We start from the raw sequence: 12,673 nt of genomic DNA, 5'->3' as shown, positions 1-12,673 counted from the left end.
TATCAATTTTAGGTAGCTTTTCTTAAAAAACACACTTCCCAAATAAACACCTTTACTGTCCAAACACAATATCCCAAAATTCATTTTCCGTCTTGATGACTACCAGCTTTTATAAGCGATACGGCAAAGACAAGCCAACGTAGCAACACTCTTATTTTAGTTCACTATATTGGCAGTTTTTCCCTCCAGCCTTCTCTTCTCCCTATTCAATTTCAGCCATAATTTCATAATCCCTTGACCGCCTAAAAGCATATCGCTTAAAGTAGCGCGCTTCTGCCACAGGCAAAGCACCGATTGATTCTTAAATAAACATAAGAAGCATTATCATGAACACCAACCAAACCACCCCACACGGCGGCAAACCCGCCGATGTTTACTTTTTCGGCACCTGCCTTTTGGATTTGTTTATGCCGGAAGCAGGTATGGATGCCATCACGCTGTTGGAGCAGCAAGGCATTAAAGTGCATTTTCCGATGGAGCAAAGCTGCTGCGGGCAGCCTGCATTCTCATCGGGCCACCGCGAAGAAGCGTTCGACGTGGCCAAGGCACAGCTTGACTTGTTCCCCGAAAACTACCCCATCGTCGTGCCGTCCGGCTCTTGCGGCGGCATGATGAAGCACCATTGGCCCAAATTGTTCAAAGGCAGCGAATATGAACAGCGCGCCAACGAATTGGCCGGCCGCGTGGTCGAGCTGACCAATTTTCTGGTGGACATCGGCTACGAGCCCAAAGACGTGGGCGCGCCGGTGAAAGTGGCGGTGCATACTTCCTGTGCGGCACGCCGCGAAATGGGCGTGCACATCACCGGCTGGAAGCTGATTGACAGCCTGCAAAACGTGGAACGCATCGTGCACGACCACGAAAGCGAATGCTGCGGCTTCGGCGGCACGTTCTCCGTGAAGCAGTCCGACATTTCCGGCGCGATGGTCACCGACAAAGTGGCCGCGCTGAAAGAAACGCAGGCCACGGAAATCGTGAGTGCGGATGCAGGCTGCATGATGAACATCGGCGGCAAAATCGCCAAAGACGAGCCGAACATGCCCAAACCCAAACACATTGCCACATTCTTGCTGGAACGCACGGGAGGTAAAGCATGAGCGCGCGCGACAATATTTTGGCTAAACTCCGCAAAGCCAACGCCTATCCGATGGCGGAACCGCAAACTTTCGATTACTACCAAGAAATGTCGCCCGAATGGGAAAGCGAAACCGACCGCCTGCGCCATTGGGCGGCCACCATGCGCGCGGTGAAAACTGAGATTTTCTGGGTGCGCGAACACGATTGGGAACAAAAACTGGTGGAAGTCGCGCAGCAAAAAGGCCTGCAAAACATGCTGCTTTCGCCGCAAACCGAACACGGCCGCCGCGCCCAAGCGGCTCTGCAGGCTGCTTCCGTGGAAACCCGCGCCTTCGCCAAACCGATTGACGATTGGAAAGACGAATTCTTCGCCGACGTGCAGGCTGGTTTCACTTCGTCTGTTTGCGGCATCGCCCACACCGGCACGATTATGCTGGTTTCTTCCCCCGAAGAACCGCGCAGCCAAAGCCTGGTTCCCCCCGTACACATCTGCCTGTTCGACACACGCAAAATGTACGACACCTTTCATGCGGCCCTGCATGGCGAAGCCTTAATCGAAGCCATGCCCACCAATATCATTTTGGCATCCGGCCCGTCAAAAACCGCCGATATCCAATTAACCCTTGCCTACGGCGCACACGGTCCGCGCGATATGGTCGTCTTGGCCGTATTGCCCGAGAATATCGACCCCGCCGATTTGGAGAATGCCGCATGAGAACCGAACAAACCGTACACTTCCATCCGCGCCCCGAAACCTTCAAAGCCAACGCGCGCGAAGCCCTGGCCGACAAACCCTTGCGCAAAAGCCTGCGCACGGCCATGGACATGCTGATGACCAAGCGCAAAATCGTGCTGTCGGACGAACAAGAACTGCAAATGCTGCGCACCCTGTGCGAGCACATCCGCCAGCGTTCGCTGTCCAAACTGCCCGATTTGCTGGAGCAGCTGGAAAGCAACCTGACCCGTTTGGGCGTGAAAGTGCATTGGGCGGAAACACCCGACGAAGCCTGCCGCATCATCCACGGCATCGTGATGCACCATCAGGGCAAACTGATGGTGAAAGGCAAATCGATGGTGAGCGAAGAAATCGAGCTGAACCATTATTTGGCCGATCGCGGTATTAAAGCCGTGGAAAGCGATTTGGGCGAATACATCGTGCAAATGGCCGGCGAAAAACCGACCCACATCGTGATGCCCGCCATCCACAAAACCAAAGAGCAAGTGAGCGAACTGTTCCACAACAACATCGGCACGCCGCTGACCGACGACGTGGATCAACTCACCGGCTTTGCCCGCCAAGCCCTGCGCGACGTGTACCGCACCGCCGATGTCGGCTTGAGCGGCGTGAACTTTGCCGTGGCCGAAACCGGCACGCTGTGCTTGGTGGAAAATGAGGGCAACGGCCGCTTGTCCACCACCGTGCCGCCCGTGCACATCGCCATTACCGGTATTGAAAAAGTGGTGGCCAAACTGTCCGACATCCCGCCGCTGTACAGCCTGCTGCCGCGCAGCGCCATCGGCCAAAACATCACCACCTATTTCAACATGATTACCGGCCCACGTCGTTCCGACGAGCTGGACGGCCCGCAGGAAATGCACCTGGTGCTGCTGGACAACGGCCGCAGCCAGGCCTACGGCGAAGAACAAATGCGCCGCACCCTGCAATGCATCCGCTGCGGCGCGTGCATGAACCACTGCCCCGTGTACACCCGCATCGGCGGCGCGGCCTACGGCACCACTTATCCCGGCCCGATTGGCGAAATCCTGTCGCCGCACCTGCTGGGTTTGGAGCCCACACGCGACCTGCCCACCGCCTGCACCATGTGCGGCGCGTGCGTGGAAGTTTGCCCCGTGAAAATCCCGATTACCGAGCAAATGCAGCGCCTGCGCGAAGAAGCCCAGCGCGCGCCCGACGAAGCCGTGCCCTACCCGATTAAAGGCCAAGGCGCGTCGCACACCTTGGGCGAGCAACTGGCTTGGCGCATGTTTGACGGCATCTTCGCCGGCAAAACCGCCTACCGCATGTTCGGCGCGCTGGCCACCAAGTTCCGCGGCCTGACCCCGGGCAAACAGCTGACTTGGACCGACAACCACGTGCCGATGAAGCCCGCGCCCAAATCGCTGCACCAGTTGTTGAAGGAAAAACAGCAGAAAAACAGCGGCTAAACCGAGTGCAGGCTGCTTTTCGGACATGGAATAAGAAAAGCAGCCTGCAAAGCCGGAACGGTTTTGGTTTGGCAGAAACCGAAGTTTCCGGCCGGCCTTTTTCAGGTAGTCCGAACGCCACCAAAGAATGCCACCAAAGGTTCGTTCCGAACAAACCGAAGTGCAGGCTGCTTTTGTACCGTTCGAACTGATTGAGAAATCAAGAAAACAGTTTTCAGGTAGCCCGAAACGCACGGATTCGCGCAACCCCATCCCCTCTCCCGTGGGAGAGGGTTAGGGAGAGGGCAGCAAACCGCAGGTTTGCCGTTTCAACATCGCCCGTTCCGCCAATCCTGAAAAGAATCAGGTAACCGCGTTTTCAGGTAGCCCGAACGCCGCAAAGCTTGTTCCGCACAACATAATCCGAAGTGCAGGCTGCTTTTAAATCGCCCAAACCGATTGAAAAATCGGAAAACCAGTTTTCAGGTAGCCCAACCGACGACAAACCCAATCCGCCGCCTGTTTTCAGGCAAACCCCAAAAGCAGCCTGCACCCCGGGCTGCCCCTTTTTACCGACACACACGGAGACATCATGAGTATCGCCCTTTCCGTCTTTCCCATCTTATTGCTGATTGTTTTGATGATCGGCTTCAAAATGCGCGGCGACCGCAGTGCCATCTTGGCTGCGTTGTCCGCTGTTTTGATTGCTATTTTTGCCGTGCCCAACGTGAGCGGCTTCACCCCCCCCACAGGCTACGGCGCCGGATACGTCGGCTGGGCATTTGCCGAAGGCGTGTTGAAAGCCATCTTCCCCATCCTGATTGTGATTCTGATGGCTTTGTTCAGCTACAACGTGCTGCTGGAAAGCGAACAGATTGAAGTGATTAAACAACAATTTACCAATATTTCCAGCGACAAACGCATTCAGGTGCTGCTGATTGTGTGGGGTTTCGGCGGCTTGTTGGAAGGCATGGCGGGCTTCGGCACGGCGGTGGCTATTCCGGCGGCCATTTTGATTGGTTTGGGCTTCAGCCCGCGCTTCTCCGCGCTCGTGTCGCTCATCGGCAACAGCGTGGCCACCGGCTTCGGCGCGGTCGGCATCCCCGTGATTACCTTGGCCAAAGAAGTGTTCGGCTCGGCGGTAACGGCCGAGCAGACCCATGCCGTTGCCGGAGACGTGGTGATTCAGCTGGGCTTCTTGATGTTCTTGGTGCCGTTCGTCATCCTGATGCTGACCGACACTTCTAAAAAATACCTCGTGCCCAACATTATCCTGTCGGCCGTGGTGGGCGGATTGTCGCTGGGTGTGCAATTTGTGGCCGCTTACTTCATCGGCGCGGAAACGCCTGCCATTTTGGGCAGCATCGCCTGTATCGTCTTCATCGTGCTGTATGCCAAAATGACCGAGAAAAAAGCCACGCCGGCCGATAAAGCCATCAACATGGGGCAAATGGCGAAAGCATGGTCGGTGTATGGTTTCATCTTGTTCTTCATCATCATGGCCAGCCCGCTGTCCGGCCCCATCAGCGGGTTTTTGAAATCCACGCTGGTGAGCAAAATCCACCTGCCGATTTATAAGGAAGGCATATATTTCTCCTTCGGCTGGTTGTCCAACGCCGGTTTGATGCTGTTTTTGGGCGCGTTTATCGGCGGCTTGGTGCAAGGCGTTTCCGCCGGCAAACTGTTCCAGATTCTGGGGCAGACTTTGGTGAAAATGAAGGCTTCTGGCATCACCGTCATCTGCTTGGTGGCCATGAGCGCGATTATGAGCCACAGCAGCATGATTGCCGTGATTGCCAAAGGCTTGGTAGACGCCACCGGCACGTTCTATCCGCTGGTTGCACCGCTGGTGGGCGCCATCGGCACCTTCGCCACCGGCAGCGACACTTCTTCCAACATCCTGTTCGGCAAACTGCAAGCCTCCGTGGCCGACCAACTGGGCATGAATAAATCATGGCTCGCCGCCGCCAACACGGCCGGCGCGACCGGCGGCAAAATTATTTCGCCGCAAAGCATCGCCATCGCCACCGCCGCCTGCGAACAGCAAGGCCAAGAAGGTGCCTTCCTTCGCTCCGCCATGCCTTATGCGATTGCGTATGTGATTATTGCGGGCATTACGGTGTATTGCTTTACCATGATGGCACTGTAACGCCGTCGGCAAACAAGGCTACCTGAAACCGGCTTCGCGGATTGCTGCAAAACCGGTTTCAGGTAGCCTTCATTTCAGCCATAAGGGCTACCTGAAAATCTGTATACCCAGCCAACTTACTCTCGCTACAGCATTGCTTCGCCTTGCCGTAGCATTGTTATTTTGATTCGCCATACAGACGGCAAAACGTGCAGGCAGCCATGTCACCTCATCGGATTTCAGGTAGCCTCTTCCGCATCTGCGCCCTCCTCCGCCCACAATTCCGGCTGGCTGCCCTGCGGCAAAAGATGGCTGATGCCCAAGCCGATAAGGCGGTAGTCGCTGCCTGCGGGCATGCGCTGTGCCAGCTGCCGGGCAGCCTGCTCCAGTGCGGCGGCATCGGGCAGGACGGAGGAATAGGTTTGCGAGCGGGTGAGGATGCGGAAATCAGCAGTTTTCAGCTTGAGCGTGAGCGTGTGCGCCTGCACTTGTTTGCGCTGCGCCTGCGCCCATAAATCTTGCGCCAAATCAGCCAGGTGGCAGACAATTTTACTCAGCGGCAAATCCTGCGGCAGGGTGATTTCGGTGGAAATCTGCAAGCGCTCGCGCTGCGGCTGCACGGGGCGATTGTCGATGCCGCGGGCGAGGTCGTAGAGGCGGTAGCCCCAGCGGCCGAACAGGTTAACCAATTCGCCGCGCTGCATTTTTTGCAAATCCCCGGCCGTTTGCAGGCCGAGGGCATGCATTTTTTGCAGCGTTTTTTTGCCCACGCCGGGAATTTTGCCCAGCGGCAGGGTGAGCAGGAATTGGGCGATGCGCGGCGGTGGGATCACGAATTGGCCGTTGGGCTTGTGCCAATCGGAAGCAATTTTGGCGAGAAACTTGTTCGGCGCGATACCGGCGGAGGCAGTGAGGCCGGTTTGGCGCAGGATTTCGGCACGGATGGCGGCGGCGATTTCGCTGGCATAAGGCAGGTTTTGCTTATTACGGGTAACGTCCAGATAGGCTTCGTCCAGCGAGAGCGGCTCGACCAAATCGGTGTGCTGCCGGAACACAGCATGAATCTGCTGCGACACTTCGCGATACAGATGAAAACGCGGCGGCACAAACACGGCCTGCGGGCACAACCGCCGCGCAGTGGCGGCAGGCATGGCCGAATGCAGCCCGAAACGCCGCGCCTCATAGGAAGCGGCGCACACCACCGAACGGCCGCTCTCCCAAGCCACCACCAAAGGCTTGCCGCGCAGATGCGGCTGCTCGCGCAGCTCTACCGAGGCGTAGAACGCGTCCATATCGATGTGGATGATTTTTCGTTCGGCAGGCATGGCGGGGCGGAAGGTGGAAAGAATGCCCGGATTATAGTGGATTAACAAAAATCAGGATAAGGCGGCGAGCCGCAGACAGTACACACGTTACGGCAAGGCGAGCCAACGCTGTGCTGGCTTTTGTTAATTCACTATATAACGCGGGCAGATAGTGGGAACAGATGAAAGGCTACCTGAAAATTTTAGCTTTGCAAATTTCTGAGAAGCTAGAATTTTCAGGTAGCCTTTTTCTTGCCGAATCAGGCGGCAGATGCTTTCCAAAAGTCGCGCGGGGGGTCGAGCACGGGTTGGACGATGCCGGTGCGCACGGCGTAGTCGCCGAAGCCTTCGCCCGGTTCGCGGCCTGTTGCCCAGCCGGCGATCCATTCGCGCAGGATGGCGAGGATTTCGGGTTCGGTGATGTTTTCTTTATAGAGGCGGGGGATGCGCGTGCCTTGGCGGTTGCCGCCGGCGTAGAGGTTGTAGCGGCCCACGGCTTTGCCCACGAGGCCGATTTCGGCCAGCATGGTGCGGCCGCAGCCGTTGGGGCAGCCGTTGGCGCGCAAAACGATGTGCTCTTCGGACAGGCCGTTTTCCGCCATGATTTCGTCCACATGGTCGAGGAATTGGGGCAGGAAGCGTTCGGCTTCGGCCATGGCCAGCGGGCAGGTGGGCAGGGCGACGCAGGCCATGCTGTTTTCGCGCTGTTTGCTCACTTTGTCGTTGATGAGGCCGTGTTCGCGGGCAATTTTTTCGATTTTGGCCTTGTCGCGGGCGGCCACGCCGGCCACGATGAGGTTTTGGTTGGCGGTGAGGCGGAAGTCGCCTTTGTGGATTTTGGCGATTTCGCGCAGGCCGGTTTTGAGCGGGCGGCCGGGTGCGTCGGTGATGCGGCCGTTTTCGATGAAGAGGGTGAGATGCCATTTTTTGTCTTCGCCCTGCACCCAGCCGATGCGGTCGCCGCGCGTGGTGAATTCGTAGGGGCGGATGGGCTGGAATTTTGCGCCCATGCGGTTTTCCACTTCGGCGATGAATACTTCCGTGCCCACGCGCTCGAGGGTGTAGCGGGTTTTGGCGGCTTTGCGGTCGCTCCTGTTGCCCCAGTCGCGCTGCACGGAAACGACGGCGGCGGCGCAGTCGAGCACTTTGTCCAGCCCGATGAAGCCGAATTCGCGGGCGGTGTCGGGGTAGGTTTTGGTGTTGCCGTGCTCCATGGAGAGGCCGCCGCCCACGAGTACGTTGAAGCCGGCGAGTTTGCCGTTTTCTTCGATGGCGACGAAGTTTAAGTCGTTGGCGTGCAGGTCTACGTCGTTGTGCGGGGGGATGACGACAGTGGTTTTGAATTTGCGCGGCAGGTAGCTGGCGCCGAGTACGGGTTCGGTGTCGTCGCCGCTTTTCACGCCTTCGGCCAGGGGGGCGGTTTCGGTGGTTTCCACTTTTTCGCCGTCGAGCCAGATTTCGGCGTAGGCGCGGGATTTGGGCAGGAGGTGTTCGCTGATTTTCTTCGCCCATTCCCAGGCTTCGCGGTGCAGGCTGCTTTCCACGGGGTTGCTGGTGCACAGGACGTTGCGGTTCACGTCGCCTGCGGTGGCGATGGAGTCGAGGCCGAGTTTGTGCAGCCATTGGTGCACGGCTTTGATGTCGGGCTTGAGGATGCCGTGGTATTGGAAGGTTTGGCGGTTGGTGAGGCGGATGGAGCCGTAGAGGGTGTGGCTGCCGGCGAATTGGTCGATGCCCAGCCACTGCTGCGGGGTGATCACGCCGCCGGGCAGGCGGCAGCGCAGCATGACGTTTTTGAGGTTGTCGAGCTTTTGGTCGTGCCGCTCGGCGCGGATGTCGCGGTTGTCCTGTTCGTACATGCCGTGGAAGCGGATGAGCTGGAAGTTGTCGCCGTTGAAGCCGCCGGTGAGGCCGTCGCCGAGGTCTTGGGCGATGGTGCCGCGCAGGTGGCGGCTCTGGCCTTTGAGGCGTTCGTTGTCGGCCAGGGGGGTGGCGGGGAGTTTGGCGCGGGGGTCGGGGGTGCTCATGCTTGGGTTCCTTTGGGTTTGGGTTGTTTTGGGGCTGCTTGAAAGGCGGTTTCCCGTTTTCAGGTAGCCTTTCCGTTTCCTGCTTGGGGCTGCTGAACTTGCCTTTGCTTGTCGGATACGGGTATCCGTCCTACTGCCGTTTCCTAATCGGGCTACCTGAAAACCGTCAGGCCGGATTCTCGAAACCGACATTTGGGGCGGCGGATTTGCCGGATACGGACATTCAATCCGCCGCTGAAGCAATTAGTTGAATAACATGGCAAATAATTTTTCAGGTAGCCTTTCCTGCTTGCAGCTTGGCCGCCTTGGGGAAGGCCGTCTGAAAATGGTTTTTTGATTTTCAGGCAGCCTTTTGTTTGCCTGACGGGGCTACCTGAAAAACAGCCGCTGTTTTCAATATACGTCGCGCTGGTAGCGGCCTTCCTGGCGCAGGTTGTCGAGGTATTCGTCTGCGTCGTCGGCGCTCAGGCCGCCTTGTTCGGCGATGGTGTCGAGCAGGGCCTGTTCCACGTCTTTGGCCATGCGCGAGGCGTCGCCGCACACGTAGATGTGCGCGCCCTGCTGCAGCCACTGCCATAGTTCGGCGGCTTCTTCGCGGATTTTGTGCTGCACGTAGACTTTCTCTTCCTGATCGCGCGACCAGGCGAAGTCGTATTTGTTGAGCAGGCCGTCTTTCGCCCAGCCCTGCCATTCGGTTTGGTAGAGGAAGTCTTGGGTGAAGTGCTGGTTGCCGAAAATCAGCCAGTTTTTGCCACTGTCGCCGTTGGCGGCGCGCTGCTGCATGAAGGCGCGGAAGGGGGCGACGCCGGTGCCCGCGCCGATCATGATTACGGGCGTGTCAGGGTTTTCAGGTAGCCTGAAGCGGGGGTTTTCTTCCACGAACACGCGTACGCTGCCTTCTTCTTCCAGCCGCCCGCCCAGAAAGCCGGAGGCGGCGCCGGTGCGGGGGATGCCGTTGTGTTCGTAGCGCAGCACGCCCACAGTGAGGTGCACTTCCTCGCCCACTTCTTCGGGCGCGGAGGAGATGGAATAGAGGCGCGGGGCGAGCGGGCGCAGCAGGCCGGCGAGCTGCTCGGCGGTGAGCGCGGCGGGGTATTGCGACACGATGCCGGCAATCGGGTTGGCGGCGGCGTAGGCGGAAGCGTCGGCGGCGGCCTGCTTCAACTCGGGGTTGCCGGAGATTTCGGCGTAGCCCTGCACGAACTGCGGGGTGTTCAGGCCGATTTCCCAGTCGTGCAGCAGGGCTTCGCGCACGGTTTTGCCCTGTCCGCCCGCGTTCACCGGCTCGTCGCCCTTGAGCGAGACGGCGGCGAGGATTTCGTCCACGACGGCGGGGTCGTTTTCAAACCATACGCCCAGCGCGTCGCCCGCGCGGTATTGCAGGCCGGAGCCGGAGAGGTCGATTTCGATGTGGCGCACGTCTTTTTCCGAATCGCGGCCGGTGATTTTCTGGCGGGCGAGCAGGGTGGCGGGGAAGGGGTTGGCTTTGTTGTAGGCGGATGCGGGCGCGGCGGCGGGGCTGACCGAAGCGTTGCCCGTAACGGTTGCGGCTGCGGCGGGCGCGGCGGCCAGGCTGCCCACCAGCGGCACGATTTTGTCCAGCCAGGCGGCGGCTTCGGCCTGGTATTCCAAGTCGCAGTCCTGCCGCTCCAGCAGGCGTTCGCCGCCGAGTTTGGCTAACAGTTCGTCGAAACTTTTGCCCGCGCCGCAGAACATGGGGTAGCTGGAGTCGCCCAGACCGAGCACGGCGAATTTGAGGCCGGAAAGCTTGGGGGCTTTTTTGCCGCTGAGCAGTTTGTAGAGGCTGAGCGCTTCTTCGGGCGGCTCACCCTCGCCCTGGGTGGAGGTAACGAGCAGCACGAGTTGTTCGCCCGCGATGTTTTTGGGCTTGTAGTCGGCGGCGGCGGTGTGGGCGGCGTTCACGCCGGCGGCGGCGAGCCTCTGCTGCAGCTCTGCGGCCACTTTGCGGGCGTTGCCGGTTTGCGAGGCGGAAATCACGGCCACGCGCAGGGGTTCGGCGGCGGGGACGGCCGAAGCGGGGGCGGCGGCAGGCGTACCGATGCCGGGCTGCCCGGCCTGCCCGCCGGCCTGCGACCAGCAGTAGCCGGAGAGCCAGGCCAGCTGCAGGGGGTTAAGCGCGGCGATTTGGGCGGCGAGTTCGGGGGGAAGCGGGTTCATGGCGGGTTCCTTGGGATGGTTTGTTATGGGCTGGGGCTACCTGAAAATTAAGGGGCAGATTGTTGGGTTACGGCTTGCAGCCTAACCCAACCTACTCTTGCTCTTGCTAATCTTGCTGCGGGCTACCTGAAATTTGGTTGTCAGGTTTTCAGGTAGCCCGTCTTGCGTACTGCGGGTTGCCTTTAAGGTTTCAGGTAGCTCTCGGGGTTTATGCAGACCTTGCGGCCTGCTGCCCTCTCCCGCGGGAGAGGGGGATGGGTTTCAGGTAGCCTTCTCTCACGGAAAAGGCAGCGGTTTCAGACGGCCTTTGTTTGTTCTGTTCGGCATTTATGTCCGATCGGCGGGCTACCTGAAGTTGGCCGTCGGGTTTTCAGGTAGCCTGTTCTGCCTGCTGTGTTTCGCCTGCCGCTTCTGCGTCGGCCAGTATCATGCCGGCGGCGGCGGTGTGGTTGGTGGCTTCGTCTATCAGGATGAAGGCGCCGGTGGCGGGGTTGGCAGCGTAGGAGGTGCAGACGAGGGGTTGTGCCAGCGTGAGCTCGACTTCGCCCAGGTCGTTCATTTCCAGCGTGTTGCGCCCGGCGGAGTGGCTGAGGGTGTGCACGTCCCACACGCGGCGTACGGCGGCGATTTTGGCGGGCACGGTACGGGTGGTGTGTTTGAGCAGGTATTTGCGGGCAGGGTTGAGCGGGCGGCTGTCGAACCAGCACAGGGTGGCGGCAAGGCGGCGTTGCGGCTCAAGCGGGCTGGCGGCGGAGAGGATGGTGTCGCCGCGCGAGATGTCGATGTCGTCGGCGAGGAGGAGGGTGGCGGGTTCGCCTGCGGTTGCCTGATCCACGCTGCCTTTGAGGCCGATGATGCCGCGCACGCTGCTTTCGAGCCCGGCGGGTTCGATGCGGATTTTGTCGCCCACGCGCACGCTGCCGGCTTCGATGCGGCCTTGGTAGCCGCGGAAGTCGTCTTGTTTGCTGCCGTCGGCGCGCTGTACGAGCTGTACGGGGAAGTGGAAGTCTTGCGGCGCTTCGGACACGCCTTCGCCTGCGGGCAGGCTTTCCAGCACTTGCAGCAGCGAGCCGCCTCGGTACCACGGGGTGTGGGCGCTTTCGTGCACGATGTTGTCGCCGTTGAGGGCGGAGATGGGGATGAAGCGGGTTTCGGGCAGGCCGAGGGTGTCGGCCAGTTCGCGGTAGGCGGCAGCAACGACGTTGAATTTTTCTTGGCTGAAGCCGAGCAAGTCCATTTTGTTGACGGCCACGATGATGTGCGGGCAGCGCAGGTGGCGCAGGATGGCGGAGTGGCGCTTGGTTTGCGGCAGCAGTTGCAGCGGTTGTTGGGAAAAATCGAGCTGGGCGGCGTCGATGAGCAATACGGCGGCGTGGGCGGTGGAGGCACCGGTGACCATGTTGCGGGTGTATTGTTCGTGGCCGGGGGTGTCGGCGATGATGAATTTGCGGTGGGCGGTGGCGAAGTAGCGGTAGGCCACGTCGATGGTGATGCCTTGTTCGCGTTCGGCTTCGAGGCCGTCAGTAAGGGCGGAGAAGTCGATCGCGCCTTGGCTGCGGCTGCTTTCGAGGCGGCGCACCTGGTCGCCGAGCAGGGCTTTGCTGTCGTAGAGCAGGCGGCCGATGAGGGTGGATTTGCCGTCGTCCACGCTGCCGGCGGTGATGAAGCGCAGGGGGGCTTGGCGGTGGGGGCTGGTCATGATGTCGGGCTTTCTTTGGGTGGGTTGTTCGGGTTTCAGACGACCTGGGCGGCGGCCTGCCTTGCGGCTTTTTAGGCTACCTAAAAAACGGTGCGGGGCTTTTTCAGGTAGCCTT

The 12,673-nt window shown here is 59.7% G+C and carries 9 protein-coding genes; 5 read left to right on the top strand and 4 right to left on the bottom strand.

Features of this window, described 5'->3' with window-relative positions; genetic code table 11:
• Nucleotides 1-326 precede the first annotated feature (326 nt).
• The 5 genes from A7Q00_RS10370 (at nucleotide 327) to A7Q00_RS10355 (ending at nucleotide 5,371) form a co-directional block, all read left to right on the top strand.
• Nucleotides 327-1,097 carry a (Fe-S)-binding protein gene (locus A7Q00_RS10370; RefSeq protein WP_064090457.1) on the top strand — a complete coding sequence of 257 codons (771 nt, stop codon included), beginning with the start codon at nucleotides 327-329 and terminating at the stop codon, nucleotides 1,095-1,097.
• Nucleotides 1,094-1,792, top strand: a complete 699-nt coding sequence (locus A7Q00_RS10365; RefSeq protein ID WP_064090456.1) for a LutC/YkgG family protein — start codon at nucleotides 1,094-1,096, stop codon at nucleotides 1,790-1,792. Before A7Q00_RS10370 ends, A7Q00_RS10365 begins: the two co-directional genes overlap by 4 nt.
• On the top strand, nucleotides 1,789-3,243 hold the full coding sequence (locus A7Q00_RS10360; protein ID WP_064090455.1) for a LutB/LldF family L-lactate oxidation iron-sulfur protein: 1,455 nt from the start codon (nucleotides 1,789-1,791) through the stop codon (nucleotides 3,241-3,243). The genes A7Q00_RS10365 and A7Q00_RS10360 overlap by 4 nt, the downstream gene beginning before the upstream one ends.
• 127 nt (nucleotides 3,244-3,370) lie before the next feature.
• Complete coding sequence (locus A7Q00_RS13700; RefSeq protein ID WP_156503807.1) at nucleotides 3,371-3,520, top strand: hypothetical protein; 150 nt, start codon at nucleotides 3,371-3,373, stop codon at nucleotides 3,518-3,520.
• A gap of 294 nt (nucleotides 3,521-3,814) precedes the next feature.
• Nucleotides 3,815-5,371 (top strand): L-lactate permease, encoded by a 1,557-nt coding sequence (locus tag A7Q00_RS10355; RefSeq protein ID WP_064090454.1) that lies wholly within the window; start codon nucleotides 3,815-3,817, stop codon nucleotides 5,369-5,371.
• Between the two features lie 218 nt (nucleotides 5,372-5,589).
• Here the strand turns inward: A7Q00_RS10355 and dinB are convergent, their stop codons facing one another.
• The 4 genes from dinB to A7Q00_RS10335 form a co-directional block, all read right to left on the bottom strand.
• Nucleotides 5,590-6,675, bottom strand: a complete 1,086-nt coding sequence (gene dinB, locus A7Q00_RS10350; protein WP_064090453.1) for a DNA polymerase IV — start codon at nucleotides 6,673-6,675, stop codon at nucleotides 5,590-5,592.
• 239 nt (nucleotides 6,676-6,914) lie between these two features.
• Entirely contained in the window at nucleotides 6,915-8,681 is a 1,767-nt protein-coding gene (cysI, locus tag A7Q00_RS10345) for an assimilatory sulfite reductase (NADPH) hemoprotein subunit (protein WP_064090452.1), read from the bottom strand.
• Between the two features lie 393 nt (nucleotides 8,682-9,074).
• Complete coding sequence (locus A7Q00_RS10340) at nucleotides 9,075-10,859, bottom strand: assimilatory sulfite reductase (NADPH) flavoprotein subunit (protein ID WP_064090451.1); 1,785 nt, start codon at nucleotides 10,857-10,859, stop codon at nucleotides 9,075-9,077.
• A 370-nt stretch (nucleotides 10,860-11,229) separates the two neighbouring features.
• Nucleotides 11,230-12,558 (bottom strand): sulfate adenylyltransferase subunit 1, encoded by a 1,329-nt coding sequence (locus A7Q00_RS10335; RefSeq protein WP_064090450.1) that lies wholly within the window; start codon nucleotides 12,556-12,558, stop codon nucleotides 11,230-11,232.
• Nucleotides 12,559-12,673: the final 115 nt, after the last annotated feature.

It is taken from the genome of Eikenella halliae (genome assembly GCF_001648475.1).
GTDB classification, from domain to species: Bacteria; Pseudomonadota; Gammaproteobacteria; order Burkholderiales; family Neisseriaceae; genus Eikenella; species Eikenella halliae.
This window is presented reverse-complemented; position numbering and strand designations above follow the sequence as displayed.